At 69.5% G+C, this 18163-nt stretch carries 17 protein-coding genes; 11 read left to right on the top strand and 6 right to left on the bottom strand.

What is annotated here, in order from left to right:
• Position 1: 1 nt before the first annotated feature.
• Entirely contained in the window at positions 2–1957 is a 1956-nt protein-coding gene (locus tag ACFY0U_RS34105) for a galactose oxidase-like domain-containing protein (protein WP_388642385.1), read from the top strand.
• Positions 1958–1979: 22 nt separating this feature from the next.
• Here the strand turns inward: ACFY0U_RS34105 and ACFY0U_RS34100 are convergent, their stop codons facing one another.
• Together ACFY0U_RS34100 and ACFY0U_RS34095 are read right to left on the bottom strand one after the other, a co-directional pair.
• Positions 1980–2978 (bottom strand): glycoside hydrolase family 6 protein, encoded by a 999-nt coding sequence (locus ACFY0U_RS34100; RefSeq protein WP_388642384.1) that lies wholly within the window; start codon positions 2976–2978, stop codon positions 1980–1982.
• A 141-nt stretch (positions 2979–3119) separates the two neighbouring features.
• Positions 3120–4106, bottom strand: coding sequence for a DUF5937 family protein (locus tag ACFY0U_RS34095; protein ID WP_388642382.1), 987 nt, complete (start codon positions 4104–4106; stop codon positions 3120–3122).
• 85 nt (positions 4107–4191) lie between these two features.
• Here ACFY0U_RS34095 and ACFY0U_RS34090 point away from each other — a divergent pair, with 85 nt between their 5' ends.
• The 3 genes from ACFY0U_RS34090 to ACFY0U_RS34080 all read left to right on the top strand — a co-directional run bounded on the left by ACFY0U_RS34090 (position 4192) and on the right by ACFY0U_RS34080 (position 6486).
• Positions 4192–5442, top strand: coding sequence for an MFS transporter (locus ACFY0U_RS34090; RefSeq protein WP_388642381.1), 1251 nt, complete (start codon positions 4192–4194; stop codon positions 5440–5442).
• Between the two features lie 11 nt (positions 5443–5453).
• On the top strand, positions 5454–5963 hold the full coding sequence (locus tag ACFY0U_RS34085; protein WP_388642380.1) for a MarR family winged helix-turn-helix transcriptional regulator: 510 nt from the start codon (positions 5454–5456) through the stop codon (positions 5961–5963).
• Between the two features lie 163 nt (positions 5964–6126).
• Positions 6127–6486, top strand: coding sequence for a hypothetical protein (locus ACFY0U_RS34080; RefSeq protein WP_388642378.1), 360 nt, complete (start codon positions 6127–6129; stop codon positions 6484–6486).
• Between the two features lie 3 nt (positions 6487–6489).
• Here ACFY0U_RS34080 and ACFY0U_RS34075 read toward each other — a convergent pair whose 3' ends face one another.
• On the bottom strand, positions 6490–6831 hold the full coding sequence (locus tag ACFY0U_RS34075) for a DUF3817 domain-containing protein (RefSeq protein WP_388642376.1): 342 nt from the start codon (positions 6829–6831) through the stop codon (positions 6490–6492).
• Between the two features lie 64 nt (positions 6832–6895).
• Between ACFY0U_RS34075 and ACFY0U_RS34070 the strand changes: the two genes are divergently transcribed.
• Positions 6896–8596, top strand: coding sequence for a methylmalonyl-CoA mutase (locus ACFY0U_RS34070; RefSeq protein WP_388642375.1), 1701 nt, complete (start codon positions 6896–6898; stop codon positions 8594–8596).
• 31 nt (positions 8597–8627) lie between these two features.
• On the opposite strand, the gene ACFY0U_RS34065 is transcribed toward ACFY0U_RS34070, so the two are convergent.
• Positions 8628–9641 (bottom strand): ArsR/SmtB family transcription factor, encoded by a 1014-nt coding sequence (locus ACFY0U_RS34065; RefSeq protein WP_388642373.1) that lies wholly within the window; start codon positions 9639–9641, stop codon positions 8628–8630.
• A gap of 217 nt (positions 9642–9858) precedes the next feature.
• On the opposite strand from ACFY0U_RS34065, the gene ACFY0U_RS34060 reads away from it, so the two are divergent.
• Together ACFY0U_RS34060 and ACFY0U_RS34055 are read left to right on the top strand one after the other, a co-directional pair.
• Positions 9859–10344: a peptidase inhibitor family I36 protein gene (locus tag ACFY0U_RS34060; RefSeq protein WP_388642372.1), complete on the top strand. Its 486-nt coding sequence runs from the start codon at positions 9859–9861 to the stop codon at positions 10342–10344.
• A gap of 92 nt (positions 10345–10436) precedes the next feature.
• Positions 10437–11411, top strand: coding sequence for a hypothetical protein (locus tag ACFY0U_RS34055; RefSeq protein ID WP_388642370.1), 975 nt, complete (start codon positions 10437–10439; stop codon positions 11409–11411).
• 34 nt (positions 11412–11445) lie between these two features.
• On the opposite strand, the gene ACFY0U_RS34050 is transcribed toward ACFY0U_RS34055, so the two are convergent.
• Positions 11446–12072, bottom strand: a complete 627-nt coding sequence (locus ACFY0U_RS34050; RefSeq protein ID WP_388642368.1) for a TetR/AcrR family transcriptional regulator — start codon at positions 12070–12072, stop codon at positions 11446–11448.
• 235 nt (positions 12073–12307) lie between these two features.
• Between ACFY0U_RS34050 and ACFY0U_RS34045 the strand changes: the two genes are divergently transcribed.
• The 4 genes from ACFY0U_RS34045 to ACFY0U_RS34030 all read left to right on the top strand — a co-directional run bounded on the left by ACFY0U_RS34045 (position 12308) and on the right by ACFY0U_RS34030 (position 16573).
• Complete coding sequence (locus ACFY0U_RS34045; protein ID WP_388642366.1) at positions 12308–13288, top strand: tetratricopeptide repeat protein; 981 nt, start codon at positions 12308–12310, stop codon at positions 13286–13288.
• A 666-nt stretch (positions 13289–13954) separates the two neighbouring features.
• A complete protein-coding gene (locus ACFY0U_RS34040) occupies positions 13955–14590 on the top strand; it encodes a DUF6230 family protein (protein WP_388642365.1) in 636 nt (211 codons plus the stop codon).
• Positions 14591–14709: 119 nt separating this feature from the next.
• Positions 14710–15279 carry a DUF6114 domain-containing protein gene (locus ACFY0U_RS34035; protein ID WP_388642363.1) on the top strand — a complete coding sequence of 190 codons (570 nt, stop codon included), beginning with the start codon at positions 14710–14712 and terminating at the stop codon, positions 15277–15279.
• On the top strand, positions 15269–16573 hold the full coding sequence (locus tag ACFY0U_RS34030; protein ID WP_388642361.1) for a hypothetical protein: 1305 nt from the start codon (positions 15269–15271) through the stop codon (positions 16571–16573). Before ACFY0U_RS34035 ends, ACFY0U_RS34030 begins: the two co-directional genes overlap by 11 nt.
• 124 nt (positions 16574–16697) lie before the next feature.
• Here ACFY0U_RS34030 and pyk read toward each other — a convergent pair whose 3' ends face one another.
• On the bottom strand, positions 16698–18122 hold the full coding sequence (gene pyk / locus ACFY0U_RS34025; protein ID WP_388642359.1) for a pyruvate kinase: 1425 nt from the start codon (positions 18120–18122) through the stop codon (positions 16698–16700).
• Positions 18123–18163 lie beyond the last annotated feature (41 nt).

Genomic DNA, 18163 nt, shown 5'->3' with positions numbered 1-18163 from the left:
CATGGCCTACCAGCCGTCCAAGCGCACCAAGAAGACCGTCCTCGGTATCGGCGGCGTCGCCCTCCTCGTCGGCCTCAACGCCCCCGCCGCGCTCGACTTCGCCGGCGATCGGTACTACGCGTACAAGATCGACCAGCCCGGGTACAAGGCGAAGTACGGGAGTTGGAGCCGGGTCGACATCCCGGAGGAGTACCGCACCAACGCCATCCACGCGGCGCTCCTGCACACCGGCAAGGTGCTCATCGTCGCGGGCTCCGGGAACGAGCAGAAGAAATTCGACGAGGGGTCCTTCGACACGGTTCTCTGGGATCCCGCCACCGACACCTTCAAGAAGATCCCCACGCCCGACGACTTCTTCTGCGCGGGACACGCCCAACTCGCGGACGGCAGACTCCTCGTGGCCGGCGGCACCGCCCGCTACGAGCTGCTCGAAGGCGAGGTCGACCGGGCCGGCGGCGGCATGCGTGTGAAGAACGAGAACCCCGACAAGGCGATGGTCCTGAAGAAGGGGACCCGCTTCCGCTCGCCCGCCGGGGTCGAGTACGCCACCAAGTTCGACGTCACCGTCCCCAAGGCGAAGAAGTCCTTCAAGGTCACCTACAACGCGAACGGTGTGATGCAGCCCTGGCAGACGAAGGTGACGGCCGCCGAGGCGCGGGTCTTCGTGGAGGCCGTGGAGAAGGGCCCGATGTCCGTCACCGAGAAGCAGGCCCAGTACGAGATCGTGGGTCTGACCGGCGCGGACGCGGACAACGCCTACGGCCTCAGCGAGAAGATCACCCTCGACAAGCAGGACTTCCAAGGGATCCGCGCGGCCTACGAGTTCGACCCGGTCGCCGAGAAGTACATCCCGGTCGACCCGATGGACAAGGCCCGCTGGTACCCGACCCTGGTCGGCCTCGACGACGGCCGTGTCCTCGCCGTCTCCGGTCTGGACGACGTGGGGATGATCGACCCGGGCGACAACGAGATCTACGACCCGAAGACCAAGAAGTGGTCCCCCGGGCCGAAGCGCTACTTCCCGACGTACCCCGCCCTCTTCCTCACCAAGGGCGGCAAGCTCTTCTATCCGGCCTCCAACGCCGGTTACGGGCCTGCCGACAAGGGCCGCGAACCCGGGCTGTGGGACCTGAAGACCAACACCTTCGAGAAGGTGCCAGGTCTGCGTGACGCCGACGAGACGGAGACCTCGGCGTCCGTCCTCCTGCCGCCCGCGCAGGACCAGAAGGTGATGATCCTGGGCGGCGGAGGCGTCGGCGAGTCGAAGAAGTCGACCCCGCGCACGGCCGTCGTCGACCTGAAGAAGGACAACCCCGTCTTCGAGGACGGCCCCGACCTCCCGCAGGGCACGCGGTACCTGAACAGCGTGATCATGCCGGACGACACCGTGTTCACCGCGAACGGCGCCGAGGACTACCGCGGCCGCAGCGCCAGCAACATCCTCAAGGCGCAGTTCTACGACCCGAAGGACAACGCCTTCCACGCGGCCGCGTCCCCGACGGTGGGCCGCAACTACCACTCCGAGGCGCTGCTGCTGCCCGACGGAAGGGTCGCCAGCTTCGGCTCCGACCCGCTCTACGACGACCAGCAGAACACCAAGCTCGGCCACTTCGAGCAGCGCATGGAGATCTTCACGCCGCCCGCCCTGCACAGCGGCGGCGACGACCGCCCCGTACTGAAGGACGGACCGAAGGAACTCGCCGCAAACCACCGGGCGACCTTCCGCACCGACGACGCGGACCGGATCACCAAGGCCCGGCTCATGCGGCCGAGCGCGGTGACCCACACCACCGACGTCGAGCAGCGCTCCATCGAACTCGGCATCACGAAGACCGCGAACGCCGTCACCTTCGACGTGCCGAAGGACCCGGCCCTGGTGCCGCCCGGCTGGTACATGCTGTTCGTGACGGACGCGGACGGCACCCCTTCGGAAGCGAAGTGGATCCACGTGAAGTAGGTCAGACGGGTGAAGTGGCCGGTCAGTTCCGGGAGTTGTCCGCCAGCCCCAGGGCGTACTCCGGCCACCACTGCCCGGCGTCCGGACCGCCCTCACAGGTCCCGTCCGACTCGCCGGGCCGCTTGACCCACAGATAGGCGTCCAGGGCGGTCTCGCCCGTGCTCGTCGTCGGCGCGGTGCCCAGCGCCCGGCCGGGCGGATTGCACCACACGCCCGGCAGCGGCCCGTTGCCGTTGCGGCTGCTGTCGATGACGAAGTGCTTGCCGTCGAGGTCCTTGGAGAGGCGGCGGCCGTACTCTTTGGTGACGGCGTCGGTCTGGAAGTTGGAGACGTTGAGCGAGAAACCGTCGGCCTTCGCCACGCCCGCCCGTCGCAGCGGCTCGACCAGCTTGCGGGGGTCCTTGATCCAGGACGGGTTGCCCGCGTCCAGGTACACCTTGGTGTGCGGCTGCCGCTTCAGCCGGTCGATCGCCTCGCCCAGCAACCGCTCGCGCTCGGCGTGGTACTCGCCCGGTGTGCAGCCGTCCACGATGTGCGCGACGGCGTCGGGTTCCAGGACGACGAGGGCCTTGGCGTCGCCGAGCGCGTCCGCGAACTTCCCGATCCACCGCCGGTAGGTGTCCGCGTCCGCGGCCCCGCCCGCCGAGTGCTGGCCGCAGTCCCGGTGCGGGATGTTGTACGCCACGAACAGTGCGGTGCGGTCCTCGGCCGCGGCGGCCGCGGTGGCCTCCCTGACGGTCGCACCGGGGTCGATCTCACCGGCCGGCCACAGCGCGGCCGGCTGTTCCGCGATCTTCCGGAGCAGCGCCGCGTCCTTGGTGCGGCCCTCCCGCTGCCACAGCTGGATCTGCTGGGCGGCGGAACTGTTGGGGTCCACCCAGAACGGGGACGCCGGATCCGGGCCCGACTTCCTGCTGGCAGGGCCGGCGACGGAGGCCTCCTCTACGTCGGACGCGGACGAACAGCCTGCGGCGAGCGTGAGGGTTGCGAGGACCGCGAGGGTGTGGGTCAGCCGGGGCATGCTGCTCCCTTGCGCGAGGGGTGACTTTGAGTAAGGGTGCGTTACTCATCGTCACATGGATCACATGGCCGAGCCGTATGCGACACCGCTCCTCGGGGAGGGCCGTATTCGTCTGCGGGCCGGTGGGGGCTGGTCCCGCCCCTAGCGGGGCGCGGACCCGCTCAGGGCGATTCCTAGGGGCGTGCGCTCGTACAGGACCTGGTGGCCGTACCTCCTCGCGGTCAGCAGGCCCGCATCCCGCAGGACCGTCAGGTGCGCGGATACGGACGACGGGGCGAGGCCCAGTCGGTGGGCCAGGGCCGTCGTGGTGGCCGGTTCGTCGAGTGCGGCGAGCACCGCGGCCCGCCCGCGTCCCAGGAGTCGTACGAGCGAGTCGGACGTACGGTCGTCGGGCTCGGTCCACAACCCGCCGATGCCTCGCGCGGGATACGCGAGGGTCGGCTGCCAGGGCGGGTCGTAGGTGCTGACCACGTCCGGCCAGATGAAGACGCTCGGCATGAGCACCAGCCCCTTCCCCTCCAGCCGTCGCTCGTGCTCGCCCCGGTGCTCGACGGTCAGCGTCCCCGCATCCCACCCGAACCGCCGGCTGATCTCTGGCAGCAGCCCGCCGAGCCCCACCTCGGCCAGTCGGCGTGAGTGGAAGGTGACGTCGGCCTCCAGCAGGGCGCGCAGGCGGGGCCAGTCCGGGGCGACGAGCGTGCGCCAGACCTCCTCCATCGCGTCGGACAGTTCCCGCACCATCCGTACGGGATCCCGCATCCAGGCCCGCCCGTGCGCCGACTCCAGCGCTCCGGGCGTGGACGCGAGCGACTTCGCGGTGTCCGCGCGGGCGGCCACCGGATCACTCGCCCGTACGGCCGCGATCTCCTCCTCGAAGGTGGCCGCGGGCCCGAGCGGGGGCGGGCCCAGCCAGTCGGGGGAGTGCCCGCGGCGGGGCATCAGCAGCCACAGCGGCGTGAGATCGAGCTCGGCGGCCGCGGTACGGATCCGGCGCAGCCAGGGCGTGTGATAGCCGTGCCGGTCGGGCCGTTTGAGGGTGCGGACGACCTCCTGCGTCTCCCAGAGGGGGGAGATCGCGAAGCGGCAGCGGAGGAAGTCGTCCTCACCGAAGTGCAGTCGCGAAGGCATGCGCGTCCCCTGGTCGGATGGCGGGAAGATTCGGCTGTGTCCGAAACTCTAGGGCGCGGTCGGCTCGGTCGGCACGCTGCTGCACATGACGGACGACACCCTCACCGCCGCCCCGCCCACCGGCTACGGCCGCGTCTTCGCCGTACGGGAGTTCCGCGCGGTCTTCGTGGCGCACCTGCTGTCCCTGCTGGGTGTCGTGGTCAGCGAGATCGCGCTCTCCGTCCTCGTCTACGACCTGACGGGCTCGCCCCTGATGAGCGCGCTGGCGTTCGCGCTCGGATTCCTGCCGTACGTCGTCGGCGGCACCCTTCTGGCGGGGATCGCCGACCGCTTTCCGGCCCGGCGGGTGCTGGTGGTGTGCGATCTGGTGTGCGCGGCGTGCGTGCTGCCGATGGCGGCGCCGGGGGCGGGCATCGCGTTGCTGCTGACGCTGCGGTGCTGTCTGGCGGTGGTGGCGCCGGTGTTCCAGGGGACGCGGATGGCCACGCTGGCCGACATCCTCGGGGACGGCGATCTGTTCGTGCTGGGCCGCTCGCTGCTGCGGATCGTGTCGCAGAGCGCGCTGCTCGTGGGGTACGGGGTGGGCGGTCTGCTGCTGACCGTGGTGGCGCCGCGGCATGCGCTGCTGATCACGGTGGGGACGTTCTGCGCGTCGGCGCTGCTGCTGCGTTTCGGCACGCGGAGGCGGCCGGCGAGGGCGGGGGCCGGGTCGGCGCTGGTGACGGAGTCACTGAAGGGTGCGAGGCAGGTGTTCGCGAACCGCCGACTCAGGGTGCTGCTGTTGTTGTTCTGGGTGCCGCCGATGTTCTCGGTGGTGCCGGAGGCGCTGGCGGCGCCGTACGCGGATGATCTGGGCGCGGGGTCGGTGGGGCTGGGGCTGCTGATGTGCGCGCTGCCGGTGGGCACGATCGCGGGGGAGCTGTGGGCGGGGGCGCGGCTGGGGCCGGCGGCCCGGGAGCGGATCGCGTTGCCGCTGGTGTGCGTGACGCTGGTGCCGTACGTGGCGTATGTGCTGCATCCGGGGCTGTCCGTCTCCCTGGTGGTGCTGGTGCTGTCGGGGGCCGGGTCGGCGTACACGCTGGGTGTGGACCAGTGGTTCGTGCGGGCGGTGCCGGAGGAGTTGCGGGGGCGGGCGATGACGCTGCTGACGGCCGGGCTGATGACGATCCAGGGGGTGGGGATGGCATTGGCGGGAGTGGTGGCGGAGTTCGCGGGGGTCGCGGGGACCGTGGCCGGGGCGGGGGTGCTGGGGACGGCGTGCTGTGTGCTGCTGGCCGTGGCGGCCCGGCGGACCGAATGCCAAGACGGGGCTGACCGGCATGTGACCGGCCGGTAAGGTCTGGTGCCGTGCCGAAGCCCCTCAGTCTTCCCTTCGATCCCATCGCCCGCGCCGACGAACTCTGGAAGCAGCGCTGGGGAAACGTGCCGTCCATGGCGGCGATCACCTCGATCATGCGCGCCCACCAGATCCTCCTCGCCGAGGTCGACGCGGTCGTCAAGCCCTACGGACTGACCTTCGCGCGCTACGAGGCCCTGGTCCTGCTCACCTTCTCCAAGGCCGGCGAGCTGACCATGTCCAAGATCGGCGAACGCCTCATGGTCCACCCCACCTCGGTCACCAACACGGTCGACCGCCTGGTGAAATCCGGCCTCGTCGACAAGAAGCCCAACCCCAACGACGGGCGCGGCACGCTCGCCGTCATCACCGAAAAAGGCCGTGAGGTCGTCGAATCCGCCACCCGCGACCTCATGGCCATGGACTTCGGCCTCGGCGTCTACGACGCGGAGGAATGCGCCGAACTCTTCGCGATGCTGAGACCGCTACGGGTGGCCGCGCACGACTTCGACGAGGACTGAGGCCGCCGGTCAACGTGCGGGGGAGCGGGTCGCACCTGAAGGTGATCTCACCCAAGCATGATCGATACGGCAGCCGGGGGCCGGAGTTTTCCCTGCGATCTTGTTGGGCGGTCATCGTCCGGACGAACGGAGTCCGGGCCTAGCACGAACAGGGGAATCCGCCGTGTCGAAGCTTCGGCATGCCACTCGCCGTTTGCAGATCGCCGGCGGAGAGGCGAAGGCCAGCGCCACCGGGACCACCGCGGTCGGGACGTTCGACTACGACCTGCGCGGGGCGGGCGTGGACTGCATGGGGCTCGCGGCGACCTTCTCCAAGTTCTGCAACTGGAGGATCGACTTCACCTACGCGGACACCGGCAACCGGACGTACAGGACCGCTCGCGGCAAGACGCACAACGAGTGCCGACGGGATCCGCTGCGGCGCAACTCCGCGCAGACGCTGCCGAAGTACGGCAAGGCCTGCGCGAGGTTCTACGTGAACGGCAAGCTGCGCGCCACGCAGTGCCACTTCATCACGAAGTGAGCGTCAGACCGCGGCGGCCTTGGGGGCGGGGTCGTCGATCACGAGCGGCGTGACCTCCCGGGTCACCTTGCGCTCGACGAAGAACGCGGCGGTCGGGACCGTGCCGGCGAGGAGCATCCAGGCGAGGCGGCCCAGCGGCATCTTCGCCTTGGTGCCCAGGTCGAAGGCGAAGATCAGGTAGAGGACGTACAGCCAGCCGTGGGCGATGCCGACCACCGAGACGAAGCCGTCGAACCCGTCCATGCCCAGCAGTCGCTTCCCGATCACGCCGATCGTCAGCAGGATGAGCAGAACGGCGGTGACGTAGGCCATCACCCGGTAGCGGGTCAGGACGCTCTTCTTCATGTCGTCGAGAGTAACGGGTGGTTTGCCGTCGACATTTACTAGGACGTCCTAGTAAATTCGAAGCATGGACGCTGACGCCATCGAAGAGGGCCGCCGACGGTGGCAGGCCCGGTACGACGCCTCGCGTAAGCGGGAGGCGGACTTCACCACGTTGTCCGGGGATGCCGTGGAGCCGGTGTACGGGCCTCGGGCGGGGGACCGGTATGAGGGGTTCGAGCGGATCGGGTGGCCGGGGGAGTATCCGTTCACGCGGGGGCTCTACGCGACCGGGTACCGGGGGCGGACGTGGACCATTCGGCAGTTCGCCGGGTTCGGGAACGCCGAGCAGACCAATGAGCGGTACAAGATGATCCTCGCCAACGGGGGCGGGGGGCTGTCCGTCGCCTTCGACATGCCCACCCTCATGGGGCGGGACTCCGACGACCCCCGCTCGCTGGGTGAGGTCGGGCACTGCGGCGTGGCCATCGACTCCGCCGCCGACATGGAGGTGCTGTTCAAGGACATCCCGCTGGGGGACGTCACCACCTCCATGACCATCAGCGGGCCGGCCGTACCTGTCTTCTGTATGTACCTCGTCGCCGCGGAGCGGCAGGGCGTGGATCCGGGGGTGCTCAACGGGACCCTCCAGACCGACATCTTCAAGGAGTACATCGCGCAGAAGGAGTGGCTCTTCCAGCCCGAGCCCCATCTGCGGCTCATCGGGGACCTGATGGAGTACTGCGCGACCGGCATCCCCGCGTACAAGCCGCTGTCCGTCTCCGGGTACCACATCCGGGAGGCGGGATCGACGGCCGCACAGGAGCTCGCGTACACGCTCGCCGACGGGTTCGGGTACGTGGAACTGGGGCTGAGTCGCGGACTCGATGTCGAGGTCTTCGCGCCCGGGCTCTCCTTCTTCTTCGACGCCCACGTCGATTTCTTCGAGGAGATCGCCAAGTTCCGCGCGGCGCGCAGGATCTGGGCGCGCTGGATGCGGGACGTGTACGGGGCGCGGAGCGACAAGGCGCAGTGGCTGCGGTTCCACACCCAGACCGCCGGCGTCTCGCTGACCGCGCAGCAGCCGTACAACAACGTCGTACGGACGGCCGTCGAGGCGCTCGCGGCCGTGCTCGGCGGCACCAACTCCCTGCACACCAATGCCCTCGACGAGACCCTCGCGCTCCCCTCCGAGCAGGCCGCGGAGATCGCGCTGCGCACCCAGCAGGTGCTCATGGAGGAGACCGGTGTCGCCAACGTGGCGGATCCGCTGGGTGGTTCGTGGTACGTGGAGCAGCTGACCGACCGTATCGAGGCAGAGGCCGAGAAGATCTTCGAGCAGATCAAGGAGCGGGGCCTGCGGGCCCATCCCGACGGGCGGCATCCCATCGGGCCCATCACCTCCGGCATCCTGCGCGGTATCGAGGACGGCTGGTTCACCGGCGAGATCGCCGAGTCCGCGTTCCAGTACCAACGGGCCCTGGAGAAGGGCGACAAGAGGGTCGTGGGCGTCAACGTCCACCACGGCTCCGTCACCGGCGACCTGGAGATCCTGCGGGTCAGCCACGAGGTGGAGCGTGAGCAGGTGCGCGTGCTGGGGGACCGCAAGGGCTCGCGGGACGACACCGCCGTACGGTCCGCGCTCGACGCGATGCTCGCGGCCGCGCGGGACGGCTCGAACATGATCGGACCGATGCTGGACGCCGTACGGGCCGAGGCGACCCTCGGTGAGATCTGTGGGGTGCTGCGGGACGAGTGGGGCGTCTACACGGAGCCTGCGGGGTTCTGAGCCCGTACCGACCCCGAGCGGACAGGGCGGCTCACGCGTCGGGCGCGGTGCGGGTGGCCGCTCGCAGCACCGCGGCCCCCGCGGGCGTCAACGTGTGCAGCACCGTCGTCGCGTGCCGATGGCTGATGATCAGCCCTGCCTCCCGCAGGGTCGTGGTGTGCTTGCTCGCGGACGACGCGGAGATGCCGGTGACGCGAGCGATCTCGCCGGTTGTGGCTCCCGCGGCGGTGGCCCGCAACACCCCGGCTCGCGCGCGACCGAGCAGTGCCGTGAGCGGTGCACCGGCGTTCGCGGCCACAGTGGCGAGCGGGGGACGTTCCGGGGCGGCGCGGTGGACCGGGTAGACCAGGACGGGCGGCAGTTCCGGGTCGGCGAGGGTGGTCGGATTCTGCGCGGCGAAGTAGGACGGGATCAGCACCAGCCCTCGCCCGTTCAGATAGAGGTCCCGGTCCGCGACCGTGAACGAGACGTGCAGGACCGGCTGCCGCCAGCACATGGTGGGTCCCAGGCTCGCCAGCATCCCCCCGATGCCGCCGTCGAGGGCGTGCCGGCAGCAGAGGGCCCGCTCGGCGTCCATGCGTGCCTGCATCCGCTCGGCGTACGGAGCGACGGCGACGTCGTGATAGGCGCGCAGCGCCGCCGCGAGTTCCTGCCTCGACTCCTTCTCGGCGATGCGGGGCGCCCAGGAGGGGGCGCCCACCCTGCGGTCGAGGATCGCCATTTCCTTCAGAACCCGGTCGGGCGATGTGGCGAGCATGCCTTCGAGGCAGCCGTCGAGTTCCTCATGAGCGCCCTGACCCGGCGTGAGGAAGTCGGGAAAATACGCGGCTCTGGGAAAGAGCGGCAGTAAGAACTTCTTCAGCAGACTTCCGAGTCCTCGATCCACGATGCGGTCGCGGGTCGATCTGTGCCATTCCGCATGGAACCAGCGGCCGCGCTTCGTCTGGAGACGGTGCAGGCTCGTGGTGATCTCCCACATCGGGTCGGGTGAGCGGACCACGCGTGTCCGGGCGAGGTCGGCGTCCGTGAAATGGATGCGGAGCATTTGATTCCTCCCCTGTACCTGCGCTTTTTCCATGAGATTCAGCATCATGGACCGCTCTCGCATCAGCGGGCAATGCTGTACCGGTCAGCTCAGGCCAGCCATGCGCAACATGGCCGGATCGGCATCCGGAAAGGACCGGGCGAGACTCTTTTGCCGGTGAGGAATTCGGGCGCCATGAACGGCCGATGCATTCTGGCCACATCGGAAGGAGAAATGCGTGAAGAGACTCTTGTCGGTCGCCGCGGGAGCGGTCCTGGCGGTCGCCGGTCTGGCCGGAACGTCCGCCGCCTCGTCCGGTGGCGTCGCCGGTACGTCCGCCGCCCTGCCCAAGAGCGTGGCGATAGCGGCCGCGCCCGCCGGCTGCGACTCGGGGAACCTCTGTTTCTGGAACGGTGAGAACTACACGGGCGCCGGACCGGGCGAGTTGTCCGGACGGAACGCGAACTGGGGGGTGTTCGGCCAGAGCGCCTGCCCGAACGGCACCTGGAGCGACTGCGCCTCCTCCGCCTACAACAACGGGGTCAGCTGCAACGCGGTCATGTGGACCGGGACGAACTACACCGGCGGCTTCTACCGGTTGTCCCGCGGTTCCGGTGAGACCCAGTTCGCCTCCTCGCACAACAACAACTTCTCGTCCAACAGCTGGATCTCGCCCAGCGACACGACCACTTCCGCGTGCGGCGGCCCCAACCCGTTCGACTGAGCGCGCCCGGGCGGTGTCCCTGGGCACCGCCCGCCACTCGCGCCCATGTCCACGGACGGGACGCCGTCTACGTCCAGAGAGGGGACGGTCGTATGACACACCGCCGGAAGGCGACAAGCGCAGCCTTGTCCGCCTGCGCCGTGGCGGCGGCTCTCGTGGTGACGGCGTGCAGCGACTCGGGCTCGGCCCCGGCGTCCACGCCGGAACTCGGCCAGGCCGAGCTCGCGTTGCTCACGCGCTCGGGGGGCCAGCCGCTGGACGAGGCCCGGCTCTTCCACGCCGAGACCGAACTCATCGCGTCATGCATGACAGCCAAGGGCTTCCCCTACCGCGTCGACGCGTTCGCCCCGGCCACCGGCTCCTACGAGGAGCGGGAGATCGGCTTGGACACCCGGCGCCGCGAAGGCTACGGGCTGTATGCGAGGTTCTCGAAGGAGCGTGCCCGCAAGGCGGCGGACACGGACGGTCCGACCAACGACCAGTACGTGGCCCGGCTGCCGGCCGGGGAAGCGGACGCGTATCTGCGCGCTCTGCGCGGCACTCCGGCGGACCTGCGGGAGATCAGGTTCGGCGCGGGCAGCACCGTCACCTTCTCGGCCGTGGGGTGCGAGGCGGACAGCCGCAGACGGCTGTTCGGCGACCTGGACGCCTGGGCGGCGGCGATGCACATCCCGCAGAACCTCAACGCCTCGCTCACGGACCAGGTGGCCCGCGCTCCCCGGTACACGGCCGCCCTGCGCGACTGGCGGACGTGCATGAGGGAGAAGGGGCATCCCTACCCGACCCCCGAAGGTGCGAGCGAGCGGCTCCGCACCGAGTTCCGCGAGCGGGGCGCGACCGAGGAGTTGCGCCGACGGGAGATCGCGGTGGCGGTGGGAGACGGGGAGTGCGCCGCGCGGTCGCACATCCCGTCCACGGCGCTCTCGCTGCGCAAGCAGTACGCGGCCGCGCTGCCCGTCGCCGACAGGTCCAGGCTGCGCAAGGTCGCCGAGATCTGGTCCAGGGCCGTGGCACGGGCCCGTGATGTCAGCCCCACGGTGCGGTCCCACCCCACGACAGACGGCTGAGGCGACCCACTCGGCGCCGGGCGGCCTCCCGCACTTACCGGGGTGTGGCCGAGGTCAGGCCCAGGAGCAGGATCTGGGTGAAGCTGCGGACCCACTCCTCGTCCGCCGGTTCCGCGCTCACCAGGGTGCGGTGGACCACCGCACCGGCGACGACGTCGAAGATGAGGTCGACGGTGCGGGCGGCTTCCTCCGGGTCTGATTCCGGGGGGAGTTCGCCGCGGGCCTGGGCGCGGGCGCGGCCTTCGAGGACGAGGCGTTTCTGGCGTTCGACGATCGACTCGCGGATGCGTTCGCGCAGGACGTCGTCGCGGGTGGACTCGGCGATCACCGCCATCAGCCCGCTCTTCGCCTCCGGACGGGCCAGGATCCGCGCGAACTGGAGGACCACGCCCGCGATGTCGGCGGCGAGCGTGCCGCGGTCGGGGAGTTCCAGCTCGTCGAAGAGCTCCGCCACCGCGTCGACGACCAGTTCGTTCTTGCCCGCCCAGCGGCGGTAGAGCGTCGTCTTCGCGACCCCCGCCCGTGCCGCCACGTCTCCCAGGGTGAGCTTGGACCAGCCCAGCTCCACCAGGGCCTCCCGGGTCGCCGCGAGGATCGCCGCGTCCGCGGTGGCGCTGCGGGGGCGTCCTGTGGCCCGTGGGACGGGAGTGCGGCTCTGCATCCCCTGACCATAACCGGCGGTTCCGGTGCGGCCGTGAGGGAGATCACCGGGCTCCGGTGGCCCCGAGGCACTCAGTGCCATTACGCTACGACCCGTAGCGAAACCACGGGCGCAGGGTGGGGACCCGACGCCGAGCACTGAATCGAATGACCCCTGGCTTGAGAATCGGCCGGGGGTCCGGGGTTGTCCCCGGGGTATGGAGCACTTGCACGCGCGGACGGGGGAGGATAGACGCATGCAGCCACGGAACATGTCCATGAGCGGAGTCGTCGACCTCGCCGCGGTGAAGGCGGCCCAGGAGGCCAAGGAGAAGGCGGAGCAGGCGCGCGCCGAAGCGGCCCGCCAGGGCGGCGGCACCGGAGCCGTCTCGCCGGCCGATCTCGTCATCGACGTCGACGAGGCCGGGTTCGAGCGGGACGTCCTGCAGCGCTCCACCGAGGTGCCCGTCGTCATCGACTTCTGGGCCGAGTGGTGCGAGCCCTGCAAGCAGCTGAGCCCGGTCCTGGAGCAGCTCGTCGTCGAGTACAACGGGCGCCTTCTCCTCGCCAAGATCGACGTCGACGCCAATCAGATGCTGATGCAGCAGTTCGGGGTCCAGGGGATCCCCGCCGTCTTCGCGGTGGTGGCCGGTCAGGCCCTGCCGCTCTTCCAGGGCGCCGCCGGCAAGGAGCAGATCCAGCAGACCCTGGACCAGCTGGTGCAGGTCGCCGAGCAGCGCTTCGGGCTCACCGGGATCACGGTGGACCCGGACGCCGCGCCCGGTGCCGCGCAGGCGGCCGCTCCCGCCACGCCGGCCGGGCCCTACGACGCGCTCCTCGAGGCCGCCGTACAGGCCCTGGACGCGGGGGACTTCGGCGGTGCGGTGCAGGCGTACAAGAACGTGCTGAGCGACGACCCGGGCAACTCCGAGGCCAAACTCGGTCTCGCCCAGGCCGAGTTGCTCCAGCGGGTGCAGGGGCTTGACCCGCAGCAGGTCCGCAAGGACGCCGCCGAGAAGCCGGCCGATGTGCCGGCGCAGATCGCCGCGGCCGACCTGGATCTGGTGGGCGGGCATGTGGAGGACGCCTTCGGGCGGCTCATCGACACCGTGCGGCGCACGTTCGGTGATGACCGGGATGCCGTACGTGTACGGCTGTTGGACCTCTTCGAGGTCGTCGGGGCCGATGATCCGCGGGTGGCCGCGGCGCGTCGGGCGCTGGCGCGGGCCCTGTTCTAGGGGAGCGGTGCCGACCGGGGCGGGAGCCCCGTTCTGACCAGTCCCTAAACACCCGGGCATGTGGTGCCCGAGTGAAAGATTTGCCGATGAGGTGCCACTGCGGCCGCGCTTTACCAAATCTTGGTAATCGCGGCCGCTGTTACTTCCAGTAAGTTTCAGGCGTTGATCTGTCGGACTCTGTCCGTTCATCAACAACTTTGTCCGGCCACTACGCGCCACCCAGAGTCGTCGGCCGAGACCAGCGGGTCGTTGTTCGGTTATCCGCCCGTTACTACCGAGTAACGAAGCCCCTTGTGCGGGCGGCGAGAATGCACCACGATCGGCGACGCTCGGTCCATTCCCCGCACCCCGACAGCCAATCGGGCCCGCGGGAACTCCTGGGTCCCCACCGAGCAGAGCGGGCAGCAGTGGTGCCCGCTCTTGGACAGGGGGGTCTTCACCTTCCGGTGAAGCCTGTCCAGCAAGGTTGTGCGTGATGTGCTTCAGGCGCGACCAGTGGTTGTCGCTCGGGGGTGATCGCCGGTGATCGGTGCGCGGTTCGCGCCTCCGAGTACGGGCGCTCCCCTTCCCGAGGACGTAGCACTTCTCCCATCCCTGCCCGGCTGAGCCGTCATGTTCGACAGGGGCAGTCAGGGCCAGGAGATGTACGTCCGAGAAGGAGGAAATATGGAGTCCCAGGTGCGTGGCGGGACCAGATGGAAGCGGTTCGCCGTCGTGATGGTGCCCAGCGTGGCCGCCACGGCTGCGATAGGTGTCGCCCTCGCGCAGGGCGCTCTCGCCGCGTCGTTCAGCGTGTCGGGTCAGTCGTTCAAGGTCACCGCGGACAAGCTCGTCGGTACGGGCTTCTCCCAGTACGGTGCGCTTGACTCGGGGTACACCCTCGACGGAAAGAAGACGGCTCACCCCGTCGCGGTCTCGGCCTTCAAGTCGGCCTCGATCACCGGCATGTGCCAGTCCGTGGTCACGCCGAACATCCCGGTCCTCGGTTCCGTCAGCCTGATCCTGAAGGCCGGCGGCGGCGGTACTCCCGTCGAGGCTCAGAACCTGTACATCGACGTCGAAGAGCTCGAGGCCAACGCGACCTTCGAGAACATCGACATCGGTGTTGCCGCGAAGGACGCCAGCAAGGGTCCGGGCATGAAGGGCGGCGGCGAGCAGGCCAACCCCTTCGGCTTCGCCCAGCAGGCCGACAAGGCCACGCTGACCGACGTGAAGCAGACGGCGTGGGCCACCACCGCCGGAACCTTCAAGCTCAGCGGCCTGAAGATGTCGCTGTCGTCCGGCGTCAAGGAGTGCTACTAAGCACTCGCTGACGGGCGGGGGGGCCGGTGGCGCCCCCGCCCGTCCACTGTGAAGCGCGGTTCTTCACGCGCCGTACAACTCACCACCACAGCAACGCCGCACCAGGGAGCTGTTTTTCCATGAGCGCCGAGACTCCTGCCGTACCCGGTCGCGATGAGCACTACCTCCGGGTCGCCAAGCGGAAGTTCCGCGCCTGGCGCGGCGACCGGCCGTTCTGGGCCGGGCTGTTCATCCTTCTGGGCGGAATCCCCATCGCGTACTTCCCTTACGCACACCTCCAGATCGGTCACCTGACCCTCGCGATGGCCACCACCGCGGGCGCCGGGTCGCTGATCATCGGCGTGCTGCTGGGTGTCCTCGGCATCAGCCTCTGGTTCCAGAAGCACGTCCGCACGTTCGCGGGCGTCGCGGCGATCCTGCTGGCCCTGGTGTCCATCCCCGTGTCCAACCTCGGGGGTTTCCTCATCGGCTTCCTCTTCGCCCTCGTCGGCGGAGCGATGGCCGTGGCCTGGGTACCGGGCGAGCCGCCGGTGCAGGAGCCGGTCCAGGAGGACACCGCGGGTGAGGGCGACGCCCCCGAGGGTGCGGTTCCCACGCTCTCCAAGGACGCGTACGACGTCGGTGAGCCGAACGATCTGTCAGGAACGAGCCCGGCGAACGGGGCGAACGGGAGGCACAGTGCCGGCTGACGAGGTGACCCACGGGACTGATGTGGAGGAGTCCCGTGCGAGAACCGGGCCGCGGCACGCGGCGCCCAAGAAGCCGCTGTTCACCCGCTTCCACATGCCCGCCGGCAAGGCGATAGCCCTGGCGGCGATGCCGACCGCGGTCCTCATGGGGATGGGGTTCACGCCGACGCTCGCCAACGCCGAGGACCAGCCCGCCTCCAAGAGCCTGACGGCCGACGAGTACAAGGACTGTGTCGCGGCCCTGGAGGACGGCGCCTCGGCGTCCGCCTCACCGTCCGCGAGCGCCAGTGACTCCGACTCCAAGGACGACGAGGCCGAGGCGACCCCGTCGGCGTCCGCGTCCCCTTCGGACACGGACTCGGGCAACGGCTCTTCGTCGGATTCAGGTTCCGACGACGAGGCCGAGCCCACCCCGTCGGCGTCCGCCGGTTCGCCCTCGGCGAGCTCCAACGAGCCCCAGTCCGGTGCCACCGCCACGCCCTCGCCCTCGGCCTCCGAGAGCGGCGGGAACGTGCTGGAGGAGATCGGCGACGCCATCGAGGGCATCTTCACGGGCGGTGAGAGCGCCTCGCCGTCCGCGAGCGCCAGCCCGACTCCGTCGGCCACGGCCTCGGAGAGCGCCTCCGACGACAGCAAGGACGACGACGCGTCCGACGCCGTCAAGGACACCACCGAGAAGGTCACCGACACGGTCGGCGACACCGTGAAGGACACGACCGACACGGCGTCCGAGGCCGCCGAGGACACCACCAAGGCTGTCGAGGAGGCGGCCGAGGCGGCCACCGCCAGCCCGTCGCCGAGTGCCAGCACGGACGTCGACGACTGCCCGGTCGCCACCGACGCGGAGGGCGGCGTGGACAACGCCGTGCCGCTGCCGGTCGACCCCTGGTACCTGAACGCCAGCTCGCTGCTGCTGAAGGGCGCCGACTACAAGGGCATCGTCAAGGTGCGCACGGCCGACGGCACCGTCAAGGAGGTGCTGAAGTACGTCGTCTCCGACGGCACCGACATCGGCGACCTCCACCAGACGGTGAAGGACGAGCAGTCCGGCAAGACCTACCACGTGGAAGCGGCCAAGGGCTCGACGTCCACGATCCGCAACGGTGACACGGTGATGTACACGGAGAGCATCTCCGGCAACCTGCTGGGGCTGATCCCGGTGACGTTCAGTCCGAAGAGCCCGCCGCCGCTGAACATCCCTTTGATCTACTTCACCAAGGTGACGGTCGTGCAGGCCGGCCAGTTCGGCGGCACCCTGCACGTGCCGGGACTGCACAGCTACCAGACCGACTGAGCGCCGCCACAGGCCCGTTCGGGAGCCGCAACACGCCTGAGGGCGCCCCCTGGATCAGGGGGCGCCCTCAGCGCCGTACACGGGCCTTCTCGGCCGTCGGGGCCCCCGCAGGGGCCCCGGGGTGCTACTTCTCGCCGCCCAGGTGGTGGACGCGGACCATGTTGGTGGTGCCGGGGACGCCGGGGGGCGAGCCGGCGGTGATGATGACGATCTCGCCCGGGTTGAAGCGGTTGAGCTTGGTGATCTCCTGGTCGACCAGGTCGACCATCTCGTCGGTGCTGTTGACGAACGGCACGACGTGGGACTCGACGCCCCAGCTGAGCGCCAGCTGGTTGCGGGTGTTCTCGTCGGTGGTGAAGGCGATGATCGGCTGCACGGCGCGGTAGCGCGACAGACGGCGCGCGGTGTCACCGGACTGCGTGAAGGCCACCAGGCCCCGGCCGCCGAGGAAGTCGGCGATCTCGCAGGCGGCACGGGCGACCGAACCACCCTGCGTGCGCGGCTTCTTGCCCGGGACGAGGGGCTGCAGGCCCTTCGACATGAGCTCTTCCTCGGCCGCGGTGACGATCTTCGACATCGTCTTCACGGTCTCGATCGGGTACGCGCCCACGCTCGACTCGGCGGACAGCATGACCGCGTCCGCGCCGTCCAGGATCGCGTTGGCCACGTCGGAGGCCTCGGCGCGGGTGGGACGGGAGTTGGTGATCATCGACTCCATCATCTGGGTCGCCACGATCACCGGCTTGGCGTTGCGGCGGCACAGCTCGATGAGGCGCTTCTGCACCATCGGGACCTTCTCGAGCGGGTACTCGACGGCCAGGTCACCGCGGGCCACCATGACGGCGTCGAACGCCATCACGACGTCCTCCATGTTGTCCACCGCCTGCGGCTTCTCCACCTTGGCGATGACGGGGACCCGGCGGCCCTCCTCGTCCATCACCTTGTGGACATCGGCCACGTCCTTGGCGTCGCGGACGAAGGACAGCGCGACCATGTCGGCGCCCATGCGCAGCGCGAAACGGAGGTCCTCGACGTCCTTCTCGGACAGCGCCGGCACGTTCACGGCCGCGCCGGGCAGGTTGATGCCCTTGTGGTCGGAGACGACACCGCCCTCGATGACGATCGTCTTGACCCGCGGGCCCTCGACGTCCAGGACCTTCAGCTCGACGTTGCCGTCGTTGATGAGGATCTGGTCGCCGCGCGAGACATCGCCCGGCAGGCCCTTGTAGGTGGTCCCGCAGATCTGCTTGTCACCCGGAACGTCCTCGGTGGTGATGACGAACTCGTCACCGCGCTCCAGCTCCACCGGGCCCTCGGCGAAGGTCTCCAGCCGGATCTTCGGGCCCTGGAGGTCGGCGAGCACACCGATGGCCCGGCCGGTCTCCTTGGCGGCGGCACGGACGCGGTCGTACCGCCCCTGGTGTTCGGCGTGCGTGCCGTGGCTGAAGTTGAAGCGGGCCACGTTCATGCCGGCTTCGATCAGGGACACGAGCATTTCGTGGGAGTCGACCGCGGGGCCGAGAGTACAGACGATTTTCGAACGGCGCATGGGGCGATCCTATCGGTTTGTTTCGCTACGGAATATTCCGT

Source organism: Streptomyces sp. NPDC001536 (assembly GCF_042894505.1).
Taxonomy (GTDB): domain Bacteria; phylum Actinomycetota; class Actinomycetes; order Streptomycetales; family Streptomycetaceae; genus Streptomyces.
This window is presented reverse-complemented; position numbering and strand designations above follow the sequence as displayed.